Origin of the sequence: Guyparkeria halopsychrophila, assembly GCF_044582135.1 — a bacterium.
Classification (GTDB): domain Bacteria; phylum Pseudomonadota; class Gammaproteobacteria; order Halothiobacillales; family Halothiobacillaceae; genus Guyparkeria.
This window is the reverse complement of sequence record NZ_JBDODP010000014.1, coordinates 61,574-78,273: the sequence shown is the minus strand read 5'-3', so window position 1 is coordinate 78,273 and position 16,700 is coordinate 61,574. Positions and strand designations below refer to the sequence as shown.

General features: G+C 66.0%; 14 protein-coding genes. 3 read left to right on the top strand and 11 right to left on the bottom strand.

Annotated features, from left to right (window positions below; translation table 11 throughout):
* Window positions 1–74: 74 nt before the first annotated feature.
* Window positions 75–671 (top strand): c-type heme family protein, encoded by a 597-nt coding sequence (locus ABGV18_RS07730; protein WP_396585535.1) that lies wholly within the window; start codon window positions 75–77, stop codon window positions 669–671.
* A 92-nt stretch (window positions 672–763) separates the two neighbouring features.
* On the opposite strand, the gene ABGV18_RS07725 is transcribed toward ABGV18_RS07730, so the two are convergent.
* The 8 genes from ABGV18_RS07725 to ABGV18_RS07690 form a co-directional block, all read right to left on the bottom strand.
* Window positions 764–3,133, bottom strand: a complete 2,370-nt coding sequence (locus ABGV18_RS07725; protein WP_396585534.1) for a mechanosensitive ion channel domain-containing protein — start codon at window positions 3,131–3,133, stop codon at window positions 764–766.
* Between the two features lie 101 nt (window positions 3,134–3,234).
* On the bottom strand, window positions 3,235–5,076 hold the full coding sequence (gene uvrC / locus ABGV18_RS07720) for an excinuclease ABC subunit UvrC (protein ID WP_396585533.1): 1,842 nt from the start codon (window positions 5,074–5,076) through the stop codon (window positions 3,235–3,237).
* Between the two features lie 16 nt (window positions 5,077–5,092).
* Window positions 5,093–5,719 (bottom strand): response regulator, encoded by a 627-nt coding sequence (locus tag ABGV18_RS07715; protein ID WP_396585532.1) that lies wholly within the window; start codon window positions 5,717–5,719, stop codon window positions 5,093–5,095.
* Window positions 5,720–5,878: 159 nt separating this feature from the next.
* The gene (locus ABGV18_RS07710; protein WP_396585531.1) at window positions 5,879–6,346 is read right to left on the bottom strand and encodes a CYTH domain-containing protein; all 468 of its coding nucleotides are present in this window, start codon (window positions 6,344–6,346) and stop codon (window positions 5,879–5,881) included.
* Between the two features lie 29 nt (window positions 6,347–6,375).
* A complete protein-coding gene (locus ABGV18_RS07705; protein WP_396585530.1) occupies window positions 6,376–7,350 on the bottom strand; it encodes a beta-ketoacyl-ACP synthase 3 in 975 nt (324 codons plus the stop codon).
* On the bottom strand, window positions 7,347–8,369 hold the full coding sequence (gene plsX / locus ABGV18_RS07700; RefSeq protein ID WP_396585529.1) for a phosphate acyltransferase PlsX: 1,023 nt from the start codon (window positions 8,367–8,369) through the stop codon (window positions 7,347–7,349). Before plsX ends, ABGV18_RS07705 begins: the two co-directional genes overlap by 4 nt.
* A gap of 124 nt (window positions 8,370–8,493) precedes the next feature.
* Window positions 8,494–8,679 carry a 50S ribosomal protein L32 gene (rpmF, locus tag ABGV18_RS07695; RefSeq protein WP_136866407.1) on the bottom strand — a complete coding sequence of 62 codons (186 nt, stop codon included), beginning with the start codon at window positions 8,677–8,679 and terminating at the stop codon, window positions 8,494–8,496.
* A 110-nt stretch (window positions 8,680–8,789) separates the two neighbouring features.
* Window positions 8,790–9,371 carry a YceD family protein gene (locus ABGV18_RS07690; RefSeq protein ID WP_396585528.1) on the bottom strand — a complete coding sequence of 194 codons (582 nt, stop codon included), beginning with the start codon at window positions 9,369–9,371 and terminating at the stop codon, window positions 8,790–8,792.
* Between the two features lie 110 nt (window positions 9,372–9,481).
* Between ABGV18_RS07690 and ABGV18_RS07685 the strand changes: the two genes are divergently transcribed.
* Both ABGV18_RS07685 and ABGV18_RS07680 read left to right on the top strand, forming a co-directional pair.
* A complete protein-coding gene (locus tag ABGV18_RS07685; protein ID WP_396585527.1) occupies window positions 9,482–10,078 on the top strand; it encodes a Maf family nucleotide pyrophosphatase in 597 nt (198 codons plus the stop codon).
* A 218-nt stretch (window positions 10,079–10,296) separates the two neighbouring features.
* Entirely contained in the window at window positions 10,297–11,163 is an 867-nt protein-coding gene (locus ABGV18_RS07680; RefSeq protein ID WP_396585526.1) for an undecaprenyl-diphosphate phosphatase, read from the top strand.
* 48 nt (window positions 11,164–11,211) lie between these two features.
* Here ABGV18_RS07680 and ABGV18_RS07675 read toward each other — a convergent pair whose 3' ends face one another.
* The 3 genes from ABGV18_RS07675 to ABGV18_RS07665 all read right to left on the bottom strand — a co-directional run bounded on the left by ABGV18_RS07675 (window position 11,212) and on the right by ABGV18_RS07665 (window position 16,700).
* A complete protein-coding gene (locus ABGV18_RS07675) occupies window positions 11,212–11,982 on the bottom strand; it encodes an inositol monophosphatase family protein (RefSeq protein ID WP_396581244.1) in 771 nt (256 codons plus the stop codon).
* Window positions 11,983–12,087: 105 nt separating this feature from the next.
* Window positions 12,088–12,777 carry a zinc metallopeptidase gene (locus ABGV18_RS07670; protein ID WP_396581245.1) on the bottom strand — a complete coding sequence of 230 codons (690 nt, stop codon included), beginning with the start codon at window positions 12,775–12,777 and terminating at the stop codon, window positions 12,088–12,090.
* On the bottom strand, window positions 12,777–16,700 hold the full coding sequence (locus ABGV18_RS07665; protein ID WP_396585525.1) for a translocation/assembly module TamB domain-containing protein: 3,924 nt from the start codon (window positions 16,698–16,700) through the stop codon (window positions 12,777–12,779). Before ABGV18_RS07665 ends, ABGV18_RS07670 begins: the two co-directional genes overlap by 1 nt.

The following is a 16,700-nucleotide window of genomic DNA, read 5'->3' as shown; positions in this document are numbered from 1 at the left end:
CGGGTCTCCACTATAAGCTTCGTGTTTGCCCCCATTGCCACCGCTTATCTGCCGGCCAATTTAAGGAGACACCCATGACGAAGCAAACTCGACTCATCCCCTCACTGCTCGCCGCCACCGCACTGAGCGTCGCCGCAATGCCGACCCAGGCCGGCTCCTCGACCGACGAGGCCGTCAAGGCGCAGTTGCAGGACTACAAGGCCACGATGCAGGCCTTCGGCAAGACGCTCAAGGGCGAGTTGCAGGCCGCCATGAAGGCGGGTGGCCCGATGGCCGCCGTCCAGGTCTGCAACGAGCGCGCCCCGGAAATCGTCGCGGACCTGAGCGCCGAGAGCGGCTACACCCTGCGCCGCACCAGCCTCAAGCCGCGTGCGACCGAGCCCACCGACTGGGAACGGGAGGTGCTCGAGGACTTCGAGAAGCGCAAGGCCGACGGCACACCGGTGGCCGAGATCGCCTGGCATGAAGTCAAGAAAGTCGACGGCGAGAAACAACTGCGCTTTATGAAGGCGATCGCCACCGAGGGTGTCTGTCTTACCTGCCATGGTCAGGACGTCGACCCGAAACTCAAGGCCGAGATCGACCGGATGTATCCCAACGACCAGGCGATCGGTTTCGAGGAAGGCGACATTCGGGGCGCTGTCTCCATTACCGCGGCGCTCGACGACTGATCCCCGTTTTCGCCCACGGCTGAAAACAAAAAGCCCCGACGTCTCGACGACGTCGGGGCTTTTTCGTGCCCGGCCATCGCCGGTGCGCCAAGTCAGTTTTCGGGCACTTCAACGTCGTCGCTGCCGGGCACCTTGTCCCCCGGCCCATCCGGCTTCTTGCCACGACGTGAGCGGCGGTCGGACTCGGTCTCGTATTCCTCGTCCACCTGCTCGTCTTTCAGCATGTGCACGTTGGCCGGCGGGGCAGTGCCGTCCTTGTCCACACCGAAGTACAGCGTGGTGTGCGGGAACGGGATCTCGATGCCGGCCTTGTCGAAGTACATCTTCACCAGGCGGTTGTACGCCCGGCCAACGGACCACTGATCCCCGGGCGTGGTCTTGATCCTTGCTCGGATATTGACCGAACTGTCCCCCAGCGCGACCACCCCCGGGATCTCGATCGGCTCGAGGATATGAGCCTTGTAGGCTGGATCGGCCACCAACTCGTCGAACGCCGCCTGGAGCTGGGCAACCGCATCATCGATGCTCTCGCGATAGGCGATACCGTATTCACCCTTGTGGAAGGCGTATTCGCGCATGTAGTTCGAGACGATATCCACCGACGAGAACGGGATAAGATGCACCGTCCCCGATAGATCTCGAATCGACACCGACCGAATCGAGAGATGCTCTGCCGTACCGGTCACACCGGCCGCCGTAATGACGTCACCGGTGTTGATGGCGTTCTCCATCTGAATGAAGATCCCGGTGATGACGTCCTGGACCATCTTCTGCGCACCGAAACCGATCGCCAGGCCCAGCACACCGGCACCGGCAAGCAAGGGCGCGATATTCACCCCCAACTCCGAAAGGATGATCATGGCGGTGATAACGATCAGGACAATCGCGATGGCATTGCGGAACAGGGACAGGAGTGTCTGCAAACGGGCCGAGGGCATGGCCGCATCACTGTTGAGCTTCGCTTCGATCAGGCCGGTGGCGACCAGCCAGACGATCAGCGCAGTGAAAAGCACGATCGAGATGTCGATCACTGCCGCAAGCAACCAACGTCCGCCATCACTGACAAGCCAGGCGAACATGTCGACCAAGTGCCAGACCGCCAACACGCCGAAGAGCGCGACGATGCCGATGACGACCCGGAGTATCCGGAGGATCAAGGGCACGTAGGTATTCAGTCGCATCTGCAGGGTGGGCATGCGCTGACACAGGCTATCGGGCACCGGCACGCCGCGCCCGATCCACTGGGTCAGCATCGCGGCGACAAAGATGGCCGCACCGACGATGGCGACGGTGTAGAAGGTCGCCAGCGCGACGAACGGCAAGGACTCGCCCGGGCGGGTGATCGCCACGACGAACACGCCCGTCGCGTAGATCATCGCCAGCCAGTGCCAGCCGGCACCCAACAGCTGGAAACCCCAGGAAGCGACATGCTGGCGACTGCGCTCGCCGCGTGCGAACAACGCCGCGCGCACCGTGCCCCGCGCCGCCCATAGTCGACTCCAGGTATAGGCCAACGCGACCAGCGCCACTCCCCAGCCAACCGCGCTGGCCAAGTCGTCTCGGTCGGCCAACTCGATGGCGGGCACCAACATCATCCCGCCGTAGCCGGTGAACCAAGTCACGCGTGAGAGCCAGCCAGACCAGAAGTGTGAATCGTCCTTCGACAGCCGGAACAGGCGTAGCCCGGGTGATGCGGGGGCAAACACCGTCGCGATCACCAGATGAACGATCTCGACCACGACAAACGCCTGCAGCGCCAGGCCGAGCACGGCCCGGGTGGTTCGATCTCCGTCGGCCAGCCACCAGACGCTCGCCTGTGCTACCACGTAGGCCACGAACAACAACACCACACCCAGCGCCAGACTGGCGAGTACGGCCACCCCGGTGCGAAAGAGCCGATTACGCGTGGCCGCCGATTGGGCATAGGCATCGAGGCGTCGCCAAACCCGCCTCAGCAGGCGCCGGCCAATGGCCAGCACCAAGTAGGCAATGGCAAGCGCGACGGCCGTCCGCCAGGCGATCTGTCCGACCGCCACCCAGTCGACGTCCACACCATCTTTCACCAAACGCGAGGCCGCGCCGGCCATGTCGGCCACGGTTCCCGAGACCACACCCGTCAGACCCGAGGAAATCCCGTCGGCGATTCCCGGGACATCGGCCGGCTGCTCGGGCGACTCGCCGTCAGCGGCAGACAGCCGCTCGAGTTCGGCGATCAGCTCGTCGCGCTTGGCCGGGTCCTTGAGCAATTCGAGCAGACCCGCGTAACGCCCTTCGCCCCCGGCTGTAGATTCCGAACTCGCCTCGGCGTCAGTCGACTGCCCCGTCACGGACTGAGCCAGGCCGCCTGGCTGCTGGGCGACGACCGGGCCGGCCGTCATCAACAACACCAACAGCAGGATTCCCGGCCACCAACGCCAGCGGTGCGACAACGGGATGGACAGATCGGCAGGGACAGATGACATCAAGCGTTTCTCCGGCATGGGACGATAACGGCAAACAGACTAGCAAAGGAAACCACGGACCGAGGCTGGACGGCACCATCCGCCCTTCGAGCGGCTGAGCATCAGCTCGCGCCACCCTCGTGGAACCATTCGTGAATGCGGGTGGCAAGGGTGGGCGAGATGCCAGGCACCTTGGCCAGTTCGGCGACGCTCGCCCCCTTGAGGCCACGGATCCCGCCGAAGTGTTTCAGGAGCGCCTGACGGCGCTGGCCACCGACACCGGGGATGCGCTCGAGATCCGACTGCGTACGGGCCTTCTGCCGCCGGGCGCGGTGACCCGTGATCGCAAAGCGGTGCGCCTCGTCGCGCACCTGCTGGATCAGATGCAGGGCCGGGTCGTGCGGACTCAAATGGTCTTCCACGTACAACCCCGGTGACCCAACCAGCGGCTGGATCAGGCTCTCTTCGCCGGGTCGGCGCTCGGGGCCCTTGGCCACGCCGATCACCCGCACGCGGTCGGCAAGATCGCGTTCATTCAACACATTGATGGCCTGGGCGACCTGTCCCTTGCCGCCATCGATCAGCAGCACGTCCGGCAACACGCCGGACTCCCGCACCGCGCGGTCGAAACGCCGCGTCAGGGCCTGATGCATGGCTGCGTAGTCGTCCCCCGGCGCGATACCCTCGATGTGATAGCGACGGTACTGGTCCTTGCGTGGCCCTTCCGGCCCGAACACCACGCAGGAGGCCACGGTCAGCTCGCCCTGGGTATGGGAGATATCGAAGCACTCGACCCGCTCGATCCGCTCCATGGCGAGCCATTCGCCCAGGGCCTCGAACCGGCGCGTCAGTCCGCGACGGCTGACCAGCCGTTCGGCCAGGGCGATGCGCGCGTTCTCGCGGGTATCCTCCAGCCAGGCGCGCGCCTTGCCCCGTTGCGGCACCAACAACTCGACGCGATGCCCGGACTGCTCGGCGAACACCCCGGCCAGCCAGTCAGTGTCCTCGGGTAGGTGATCGCAGAGAATGCGCCGTGGCAGGTCGCGATCGCTGTAATAAAGCCCGAGAAAACCGCTGATCACCTCGCTCGGGTCGGCATCGGCCGGTACGTCCGGGAAGAAGTGTCGGGTGCCCAGATGCCGGCCATCGCGGATGGTGGCCACCCCCACGGCGGTGGCGCCCTGCTCGCTGATCTGCGCGATCACGTCCGCATCCCCCGACATCCCGGTGATGCCCTGCTGCTGGCTGACCGCGCGCAGCATGCCGATCTGGTCGCGCAGGGCCGCGGCGGCCTCGAAATCCAGCGCCTCGGCGGCGCGCTCCATGCGGGCCACCAGATCATCGGTCAGCTTCTGGCTGCGCCCCGACAGAAACGCCATGGTGTCCTCGACGTCCTGGCGATATTCCGCCTCCTCGACGAAATCCACACAAGGGGCCTTGCAACGCTCGATCTGGTACTGCAGGCAGGGGCGCGAGCGGTTCTTGAAGACGCTGTCCTCGCACTGGCGCACCTTGAACATCTTCTCGAGCAGGTTGAGCGTCTCGCGCACCGCGCCGGCCGACGGATAGGGGCCGAAATAGCGCCCCGGCCGCTTGCGCGAACCGCGGTGATAGGCCAACCGCGGGAACCGGTCGTTGGTGGAGATGTAAATCCAGGGGTAGCTCTTGTCGTCGCGCAACAGGATGTTGTAGCGCGGCCGGTGGGCCTTGATCAGGTTGCTCTCCAGGAGCAGTGCCTCGGCCTCGGTCTGGGTGGTGGTGATCTCCACCTCGTGCACCTGCTCGACCAGCCGTCGGGTCTTGATCGCCGCCGGCTTGCCGCGGAAGTAGCTGGACAGCCGATTCTTGAGATTGCGCGCCTTGCCGACGTAGAGGATCTCGCCGTCGGCATTGAGGAAACGGTAGACGCCGGGGCGCTCGGTCACGGAGGCCAGAAAGGCCTTGGCATCGAACCGGTCGGTCATCGGAGCGGGGGGAGTATCAGGCGGAGAGGACCGTACGACCGGCCTTGACTGCCAGTCGCAACAGGTCGATGTCGGTGCTGACGCCGAGTTTCTCGTGAATGCGGGCGCGGTAGGTACTGATCGTCTTGGGACTGACGCAGAGCGCCTCGGCAATCAGGGTGTTGTTCTTGCCGTCGAGGATCATCCGCAACACCTGCTGCTCGCGCCCGGAAAGCACCTCGAAGGGGTCTTCCTCGGGACGGCCGTTCTGCAGGGCGATCTCCTGGGCGATGCGGCTGGAGACGTAGCGCTTGCCGTCGGCCGCCTTGCGGATCGCACTGATCAACTCGTCGGGATCGGCATCCTTGGTGACGTAGGCATGCACGCCGCAATCGAGCACCTGGCGCGCCAGCGTGACATCGGCCTCGGCGGTCAAGGCGATCAGACCGAGGCGCGGATGGGCCTGATGAGCGCGCTTGAGGCACTCGAAGCCCCCCATTCCGGGCATGTGGATGTCGCAGAGGATCGCGTCGATCGCCTCCGAGCGCAACGTGTCGAGGGCACGCTCGCCACTGTCGGCCTCCGCGACCACCTCGATGTCACGTACCCCGCCGATCAGGTGACTGATCGCGGCACGCACCATCGTGTGATCATCAACAATCATGACCCGAATCATCGGCAACCCTTCGTATTGGTGCGGACACGCCCGTATCGATTCTTCACCGAGCATCCCGTCCTGCAGACACCGGCCCGGCAACAGCCCGAAGCCCACCCCGGCATTTCGTCACGCGCCACCCGTGAGTCGCGCCGATCAGCCGGCAATTTACCACTGACTGTAGGGATTTTTAACCAACGAGACGTTGTAGTACCTGGCGTCATGTGACACCTCCTCACCCAACCATGCCGGATGGGCAAAGGGCTGATCCACATGCTCGAGCTCCACCTCGGCGACGATCAAGCCGTCGTTCTCGCCGTGGAACTCGTCGATCTCCCACAACACGCCGTCACGCGGGACGAAATGGCGGGTCTTGTCGATCACCGGCCCGGTGGTCAGGTGATCGAGCATCCGTTCGGCGTCGGCCACGGGGATATCGTATTCGAATTCGTCGCGCGAAATCCCGAGGGTCCGGCTCTTGATGTTCAACCAGGCCCGGCTACCGGCGATGCGGGCACGCACGGAGACGGGCCCTTGGTCATTGAGATAGCCCTGCACCATGCGCTCGGAGCGCTCGACCTCGTCGCGCCAGGCATCACTGGCCAGCAGGAACTTGCGTTCGATTTCCTTGCCCATGCGCCCCTCCGGAGAGTCGAGAACGGTTTTCAGTAGCGCAGCAGCGCCGAACCCCAGGTAAACCCGCCACCGAATGCCTCGGTGAGGATGACATCGCCGCGCTTGATGCGCCCGTCGCGCACCGCCACATCCAGCGCCAGCGGCACCGAGGCGGCCGAGGTGTTGCCGTGACGGTCGACAGTCACCACCACCCGATCCATCGACATACCCAGCTTGCGCGCCGTGGCCTGGATAATGCGAATGTTCGCCTGGTGCGGTACCAACCAGTCGATGTCCTTGGCCGTCATGCCGGCGGCCTCGACGGTCTGATCGACGATGCGCCCCAGGGTATTGACCGCCATGCGGAAGACCTCGTTGCCACGCATCTCGATAAAGGCGGTGCCGTCGGCGAGCCGATCGGGATCGGTGACCGCCGGGTCGCGCTTGACCGTGGTCAGCAGCGATTCGTAGCTGCCGTCGGCGTGGAGGTCGGTGCGGATGATGCCCGGCTCGTCCGAGGCCTCGAGGACCACCGCGCCGGCACCGTCGGCGAACAGCACGCAGGTGTTGCGGTCCGACCAGTTGACGATCCGGGAGAGCGTCTCCGCCCCGACGACCAGCGCGCAGCGGGCCGCCCCGGTCTTGATGAACTTGTCCGCCACCGACAGCGCGTAGACAAACCCGGTGCACACCGCCTGCACATCGAAGGCCGGCGGGCCGTGAATGCCGAGTTTTTGCTGCAACAGGCAGGCGGTGGAGGGAAAGGTACGATCCGGGGTCGTGGTCGCCACGATGATCAGATCGACTTCCTCGGGCACCCGGCCGGCGGCCTCGAGCGCTCGGCGCGCCGCGGGTTCGGCCAGATCGGAGGTCAACTGGCCCTCGGCGGCGATGTGACGCTGCTCGATGCCGGTACGCTCGCGAATCCAGGCATCCGAGGTGTCGACGATCTGCTCGATGTCATGATTGGTCATGACCCGCTCGGGGAGATAGCTGCCGGTGCCGGTGATGCGCGAATGGATCATCCGTCAGAGCGCTCCTGCAACAATTTCTCCAGACGCTGGTCGATGCGACGCGGGACGTCTTTCTCGATCTCGCGCAGGGCCACGTCGAGTGCATTGCCGAAGGCCTCGACATTCGCACCCCCGTGGCTCTTGATGACGATGCCCTGCAGGCCGAGCAGGCTGGCGCCGTTATAGCGACCGGGATCAACACGCTTTTTCAGCCGTGAAAGCACCGGCATCGCCATCAGGGCCGCCAGGCGAGAGAAGATGCCCCGCTTGAACTCCTGGCGCAGGAAGTGGCTGATCATCTTGGCCACCCCCTCGCTGCTCTTGAGCGCGACGTTGCCGACAAAGCCGTCGCAGACGACCACGTCGACGCCACCCTTGTAGATGTCATCGCCCTCGACAAAGCCGATGTAGTTCACCGGCCCCGCCTCGAGTCGCTCGGCGGCGCTCTTGACGGTGTCATTGCCCTTCATCGCTTCGGCACCGACATTGAGCAGGCCGACGCGCGGCGACGGGTTGTCGTCGAATGCCTCGACCAGCACCGAGCCCATGACCGCGAACTGGAACAGGTGCTCGGCGTCACAATCGACGTTCGCCCCGAGGTCGAGCACGTGGGTGTGCCCGGCCACGTTGGGCAACGCGGTGCAGATGGCCGGGCGCTCGATTCCCGGCAGGGTCTTGAGCACGAACTTGGCCGTGGCCATCAGCGCGCCGGTATTGCCGGCACTGACCGCCGCCTGCGCGCGACCGGCTTTCACCAAATCGATCGCCAGCCGCATCGACGACGATTTCTTGGACCGCAGGGCGACCGCGGGTGATTCGTCCATCGCCACCACCTGGTCGGCGTGGACGATCTCGAGTCGATCACGATCGACGCCGGACTCGTCGGCCAGGCACCGCTCGATCGTGGCCTGGTCGCCGACCAGCAACAGCCCGGCCGACGGGTGGCGTGACAGGAAACGGACGGCAGCACGAACCGTGACGTCCGGTCCGTGATCACCGCCCATTACGTCAATTGCGATCTGGCTAGTCATCGACGCCCCTTGCCTACTGGAAGCCCGCGCGTACCGGCGCTGCCCGGCTCACCGACAAGCCGGCGCAGGCAGCCCGTGCCGCCCGACAAGCAGGCGGCGGCAGGCAGACGTTCGGCGATAGAAATCAGGCGTTGTCGCCCGACTTGGTGACCACACGACGACCACGGTAGAAGCCGTCCGGGGTGACGTGGTGACGGCGATGGGTCTCGCCGCTGGTCGGGTCGATGGACAGCTGGGTGTTCTTCAGGCTGTCGTGGGCGCGGCGCGAGTCGCGCTTGGCGCGGCTGACCTTGTTCTGCTGTACGGCCATGGTTTTCTACCTCCAAAATGATCAAGACGCGCCGGGGCGCGCCTGCAGGTTTTCAACGTTTCCTTTTCCGTCGCGGCAACGCGCCGCGACACGAATTCATTCACCCCGGGTCAATCTTTCCCCGGCCCCTTCTTCAATGCGGCCAGGGCCGCGAAGGGATTGTCGTCGCCGTCATCGTCGACCGGCTCGGCAAGCTGGCCCGACTCGTAAGGCCGATCGGGCGGGATCGGCCCACAGGGTGTTTCATGCACGGGCATCAGGGGCACTGCCATCAGCAGTTCGTCCTCGATCAGCTCGAGCAGCTTGACCCGCCCCTCAGGCCCGAGGATCACCGGCTCGGCCTCGGCGTCGACGTGTTCGGCCTGCTCCTCGCTGAACACGAAGCTCAACAGGGAGGCCGAAGCGACCGACTGCACCACTGTCTCGCGGCAGCGGGCGCATTCCAGCGCCAACGACGCCTCGACGCCTATCTCGGCGGACAAGGGATGGACCCCCTGGCCCTCGAAGAAACGCACCCGATAGGTCAGCCGACCGTCCTCGGGGGCCATGTCGCGACAGCGGGGCAGCGCCGAGAGCGTCAGCTCACCAGCCTTCTCCTCGCCCGCCCGGCACGCGGCGCGCACGTCCAGCGGCACGCTCAACTGCCTCACGTCCAACGGCTTGGCATCGTTCTGACTGTCGTCTGTCGACATTGGCTACATCCTGCGCCGGCTGACCGGGACGCACCACGGCGCCAACGGCCTTGCAAGCGGGAATCGTAATCCGCTAAGTTTACCGGCTTCTCACACTTTCGCCAAACACAATGCCGCACCACAAACCAGACCTGATACTCGCCTCCGGCTCGGCAACCCGTCGCCAGTTGCTCGACCGACTGCAGATCCCCTACACCATCGATCCCGCCGACATCGACGAAACACTGGCCGCCAACGAACCGGCCGAGGAGGCCTGCCGACGACTGGCGCGGGCAAAGGCCGCCCGAGTCGCCGAGCGCCACCCCGATGCCGTGGTACTGGGCTCCGACCAGATGCTGTACTGGCGTGGCGGCATTCTCGGCAAGCCCGGCGATGCCCAGACCGCCCGTCGACAGCTCGCCGAGATCGCTGGCGAAGCCATCGCCTTCCACGTGGCGATCAGCGTTGCCTGCCCGGACGGGCGGCGGCTCGACTGGCACGAAACCGTCGAGGCACGCATGCGGAAACTGACCAACCAAGAGATCGCCCGCTACGTCGAGATCGAAAAACCCTTCGACTGCGCCGGCAGCATGCGCTCGGAAGGCCTTGGCGTCTGCCTGGTCGATCGCATGGACAGTCGTGATCCCAGCGCGATTCTCGGCATGCCGCTGATCGCCACTGCGCGCCTGCTGCGCGACGCGGGCTTCGACCCCTTGCGCAGCGACTGAAGACCGCCAGGCAACGGGTTTTCCAAAACGCCCCGCGACCGGCGCCCGGTCAATCCCACCCGAGCCTGAGCTGATCACGTCAGCACGGCGCCTTGCCCGCAGGTGGTCACCGGAATGCTGGCTGCCGTCGTTCTGTGCATGACAGAGAAGTCACCAGCATTTGACGCCCCCGGTCCCGTGCAGTAAAAACACCGCTTTCCCATCGTCAGGATATCCACGTGACACTGCTCATCGCCGCCCTGCTAGGCGTCATTCAAGGCATCTTCATGTTCCTGCCGGTGAGCTCGACGGCCCACCTGGTGCTGACCCAGCACTGGCTGATCGAGAAGGGCCATGACCTGCCGCCGCCGGATAGCCCCGAGATGATCCTGTTTGACCTGGTTGTGCATGTCGGCACGCTGGTCTCGATCGTGGTGGTGTTCTGGTCCAGCCTTTGGCGCTTCACGCAGAACGCGGCGACCGGCGCCCTCCACTGGGCCTCGGCCGAGGGTCGGCACGGGGGCATGCCCCTTTACGTGCGTCTGTTTCTGCTGGGGATGCTGTCGGTGCTGGCCACCGCCGTCATCGGCTTCGGGCTCAAGGCCACCTTCGAACAGGTGTTCGCCACGCCGGTGATGATCGCCTTCACGCTGACTTTAACCGGCATCCTGCTGTGGTGGACCGACAAGCTGGGGCCGCGCCGGCGGGGCCTCAAGGGCATCAATGCCAAGGTGGCGACGGTCATCGGCGTGGCGCAGGGCCTCGCACTGGTCCCGGGCCTGTCGCGCAGCGCCATGACCATCGTGTTCTCACTATTCACTGGCCTAAAACGCCGCTGGGCCGCCGAATACAGCTTCTTTCTGGCCATTCCGACCATCCTGGCGGCCACCCTGGTGCAGAGCCTGGAGGTCTGGGGCGATCTTGGCCTCAATGGCATCAGCCTGATGGCCATGACGGTCGGCTTCGTGGTCTCGGCACTGGTCGGCATCGTCTCTCTCAAGCTGGTGGTCTACTTCCTGTACCGCGCCCAGCTCAAGATCTTTTCTTTCTATGTTTGGATACTGGCAGCGGCCGTCCTATTCGGCTGGATCGACCTGCCAGTCTGATAGTCGGAGGCGCGAGCCGACCCACGGGAAAGTCCCGGTCGACCGCGCTCAGTAGCCCAACCGCTTGCGCGCGATCTGGTGCAGCTCCGGCGTAGCCGCGGCACAGACGGTCGTGGTATCCAGGCCGACGCCCTTGCCATCCAGGTCGGTGAACACGCCACCGGCCTCCTGCACGATCACCGATAGCGCGGCAATATCGAGCACGTTGACGTCCGACTCGACGATCAGGTCGATCGCGCCGCGCGCCAGCAGGTGATAGTGATAGAAGTCGCCGTAGCCGCGGGTGCGGTTGACCTCGGCGACCAGCGTCGCCAGGCCCGCCCAGCCGACCGGCTGCTTGGCCAATGTCGACAAGTTGCCCACCGACAGCGTCGCCTCGCTGAGCGTGTCGATCTGACTGACCCGCGCGGCCCGATCCATGAAGAACGCCCCACCGCCCTTCTCCGCGTAGGCGTACTCGCCGAACACCGGCGCGCTCGACACGCCCAGGATAATCTCGTCGCCCTGCATCAACGCGATCTGCGTGGAGAAGAACGGGTACTCGCGCACGAAGCTCTTGGTGCCGTCGATCGGATCGACCAACCAGGTGAACTCGGCGTCTGGCCGCGTCTTACCCGTCTCCTCACCGTAAAAGCCATGCTCCGGGAAGGCATCGAGGATCACCGCCTTGATCGCCTTCTCGGTCTCCACGTCCGCCACGGTGACCGGCGTGGCATCTTCCTTGATCTCGATCTCGACGTTCTGCTGCCAGTAGCGACGGACGACGGTTTCGGCGGCGCGGGCGGCGGCCAGCGCGGTTTCGAGGTATTGGCTCTGCATGACGCGTTTCCTGCTTTTACTCTGGATTTCGTGCCGGATACCGGCGTGATGGCGGGCATTGTATACGAGACCCGCATTCGATCGGACGCAAGGTAAACCTGGCTGTCACCGACGCATGCCGCGCAGCCACTTGAAGACGTTGATCAACGACGACAGCGCCTGGGCGACGTAGGTGAAGGCCGCCGCCCGCAGGATGCGGCGCGCTGGCCGGCGGTCGGCGCGTTTCAAGAGCCCGGCCTCCTTGAGCATCGGCAGGGCGCGGTTGAAGCTGGCGTCGAGCTCGGTGGGCAGGGTCGCCAGGTGGGCGAAGACCGGCACGGCCATGGTCAACACGCCGGCGGCGAACATCACCAGGCCGGCAAACGGCCCCTTTTGAATCACCGACACCACGGGAATCGCGACCAGAATCCATCCGGCGATCCGTTGCGCCCACTGGGTGCGCTCGACCACCTCCTGGCGACGCAGGAAAGGCGGGTATTGTTCGGCATCCTGCAGCGCGTGTCCCACTTCATGGGCCGCCACCGTGATCGCGGTCAACGAGCGTCCCGAGAAGTGCGCCGCCGACAGGCGCACGGCCCGGTCGGCGGGATCGTAATGATCGCCGCTGTCGGTTTTTTCCACCTTGACGTATTCGAGGTGGTGCTGGTCGAGCAAATAGCGGGCGAGATCGGCACCGCTGAAATCGAATCGATCGGCCGGTTCGCTGTGACGGCGCATCACCCGTCCCACCCACCAGCCGGGCAGGTAGGACAAGGCGGCCATCAGGCCCAGACCGATCAGCAGACCAACCCCCATCAGTCCTCCGGTCGCCCGCGATCAATCTGATAGATCAAGTCGCCCGACTGCGACTCGGTACTACTGGAGAACTCCAGGTGCAGGAACTTGTTGATGCGGTAACGCGTGATCACTTCACCGACTCCATCGAAAACCCCCACGGCATAACGGACCAGCAGATTGTCCCCGATGCGCTTGCCCACGCTCAAGCGCGTGCCGCCCACCCCGCCATCGGAAGTCAACCCGATCTCGTCGAAACCGAACACGCTATTGACCTGCTGGGCGAGATCGTCGCCCTGGCGAATGCCCAACCCCGCGATCGCGTTGAGCAGCAGGGAGGCATCGGCATCACTACCGGCCGACAGTCGCCGTCCGGTGAGCAACAGCGACAAGGCATCGCTGGGCGAGGTCGGTGGCCGCGAGAACACCTCGGTCTCAGGCGATTCCAGCTGCCCGGCGATCGACAGCCCCACCACCGTGCCGGCATCGTCGTTGATCTCGCGCGTGGCGACAACATCCAGGCCCGGCGCGGTCAGCGGCCCGGTGAAGATCAGCCGACCGCGCTCCACCGCCAGCGTCTGGCCATAGATTTCGTAGCGCCCGTCCTCCAGGCGGATCTCGCCGAACGCCCCCGGCGACTCACCCGGACGCATCCGCATCTCCAGCCCGCCTGTCAGGCGCGTGGCGAAGCCCTCCCCGCGCAGACTGACCTGGTCACCGAGAATCACCTCGATATCACCAGTCAGCGGATAGGCGCTCCCCGGCTCATCGACCTCCTCGCCGACGATCACCAGGTCCTCGGAGTTACCCCGGGCACTCTCGGGCAACTCGCCGAGGTTGGCGATTGCCAGGGGCACGTAAATCGCCCCGTCCAGCCGCCCGCCATCCGGCGCCAGGTCGAACGTGATCGCCGGGCGCGCATCCACCGCCAAGGTCGGCAGGCGCAATATCGGCACGGCCTCACCGCCCAGCTCGGCCTCCAGGCGCCAGTCATCGAATGCCGCGAGATGCCCATTGCCTTCCAGCCGAATCCGTCCTCGGCTGCGAGGCGATTCGACCTCGTCGACTCGGCGCGCCGAGAACACCGGCCGCGGCGGGGTCTCGGCCTCGCCCAGCAAGTCGGCCGTCAAGCGCAGCGCGCCGTCCGGCTCGACCGACAGCTCCAGGCTTCCGTCTTGGTACTCCGTGCCGGTGGGCAGGGACGCGAACGCCAACCCCTCGCCCAGCAAGCGCCCCGACAGCCTCGGCGCGTCCAGCCGGCCCGAAACCGCCAACTGTCCGCTCAAAGAACCGGCCAGATCGCTGATGGGCAAATCCAGCGGACCGACCAACCGATCGGCCAGATCGAACAACCGGGCGAGTTCGGCCTCCTCGAGCGAGAACGCGCCGTCCAGCGTCCCGTCATCCAGGTTCGCCTCGCCCTGCCCGTCGAAGACCAGCCAGTCCTCGAGCCCGCCCTGCAGGGCTGCCTCGACCTGTTCATCGGCCAGGCTGGCCGTCAGGCGGGTCTCGGGATAGGTGATCACTTCGCGATCGACATCGGTCGCCAGGTCGTCGCGCCCGGTAAACCGGATCTCGCTGGGCGGCAGCCGCAGATCCACGTTCGCCGAGCGAGAGGCCTCGTCGAGCCGAGCCTCGGCGGTGACCGAGACGCGCCCCGGCCATTCGACCGCAGCCCCCTCGTGCCCGGGCCACTGCTGCCACAAGGCCTGCAGCGCAAGATCCCCGTCCACTTGCGCCGTGACGATCTCCCCCGCGCGCTCGCCGCTCAGGCACAGCGAGCCGACAGCATCAGCGGCAAGCCCCGGGACGACGGGTTGCATGCATAACGACTCGAGTCGCTGCGATGCGGGCGAGACCGAGAGCTCGGCCGGCGCACGTAGTCGCCACGGGTCCCCGGCGGGCAGTCCCAGATCCAGACCGGTCAACTGCCCCTGCCACCCCATTTTTTCTGCGGCCGACTGCCACCCGCCTTGCGCCGCCAGTCGCACCTCGACCGGGCCGTCGACATCGAGGGTCAATTGATGCGCGGACGGCCGCCCTTCGACCGCGAACGACAGGCGATCGAACAGGGCCTCACCCGCGTGCGGGGCAAACGCGCCGGCCTCGAGCGACACCTGCATGCGTCGTTCCGTCAACGCCGTCTTTTCATCGGCCGGGTCGATCACCGCTGTCGCCTGCGCCCGGTCGAGCGAATAGCCCGCCAGTCGCAACGCATCAATACGTGCTTCGAACTGCCCCTGGGGGGCGAGGATCGGACCCGAGGCATCCACGTCGATGTGTATTGCACCGCGCGCGGTTTCGGGTTGCAGGGGCGCCAGATCCACGCCGGGCAGACGTTCGAAAAGATCCCAGGGCAATGCCGCGAGATCCGGCACCGCGAGCTTGCCCTGCACGCCATCGAGTCGCCATTGCGCCCAATCCGGATCGAGGTCCAGCGCCCCGGAGGCCGCAAGTGTGGTGCCCGGCGCGTCGAGGTCCAGGCGCTCGACCGCAAGACGCCCTGCGTCCAGCGTGGCCCCCATCTCCAGCGTCACTGCCCGACGCTGGCCGTCATCACGACGTTCGACCAACTCGAGCCGGCCATCTTCCAGCCGCGCCCGGACGGACGACAGCCACTCGGCACCGGTCAGTGACTGATTCCAGTCGGGCAGTTCGGCATCGAGCCGGCCGCGACTGGCCAGGTGTACCGGAGGCGCCCCCTGGGCTCCGCCGGCGAGCGGCAGCGCATCGATCTGCCAATCGGCCTGAAGGTAACGCTCGGCATCGAGCTGGGCATCCAGGCGCAGCACGCCCCCACCGGCCTGGCCCGAGATCCGTGCCTCGACCTGGGTGTCGTCCAGAAGCAGGTCGACGTCCACCGCCTCGATCGACTCCCCGGCCAATTGGCCTGCCAGATCGGTCACCGACAGACGGCCCGCCACCGGCAACCAGCCATCGGCCACCTGAAGGTCGGCATCGATATCGAAATCGAGCGATCCGGGTGTGCCCGGCGACACCCAGGCCGGGTTGAGCGACTCGCCACGGCCGGTCAGTTCGACCCGCCCCGTCGGCGCCCATCCCGCCACACCGGACAATGCCATTCGGCCGCCCAGCACATCGGCGGACAGCTGCTCGATGGTCAAAGTCTCCTGATCGAGTTGCAGACGGCCACACAGCGCGGCCGGCAGGCCATTGGCCCCCATCCAGGCCAGGCGGGGGCGCAGATCCAGCTCACCCAGCAAGTCGCCATCGGCCTCGATCTGGCCGGACAACCAGCCCTGCGGATGATCGAGCAAGAACTCGGCGTGGCCGATCAAGGCCACCTTCCCGGCCGGCTCCAGGGCCACCGCGGCGCGGGCATCCAACCGCACGCCGTCGGGCAGGCGCAGGGCCAGTTCGTCGATATCCATTTCCAGTCGCGGCCGCTCGACGCGGGCGTCCAGCAGCACCGACAGCCGCGCGCGCGACACCTCGTAGCGCCGGTCGCCCTGCACCACCACGAGCCGATCGACCCGCAGGCGCTCGATCGCCAGCGACACCGGCGGCAAGGAGAGATCATCCAGGTCGAACGGCTCGCCCGCCGGGGCCGACGGATCGTCCGCCGGCAGGTCGATGCGAACATCGCGCACCGCAACTTCCGGGAAATGAAGCCCGCTGCGCCAAATGGCCACCGGATCGAGCCGCAACCGCGCCTGGCCGATGGCGGCGGTAGCCCCATCCTCCGGCGTCCACTCGAGCTGCTCGAGCTCCAACCCGCGCCAGAAGGTCCCCCGGGACTCGCCGATCGACAACGCCGGCAGCTGCCGCTCGGCCTGCGCCAGCGTCCACTGCACCCCGCCCGGCGTGGCGGTCAGCCACCAGCCGGCCACGGCGGCCAGAATCGCCAACAGCACGGCCGACCAGCCCCCGATCAGCACCAGCCGCCGCACCCAGACGAGGGTGATCAGAAGCGCCCGCCCCAT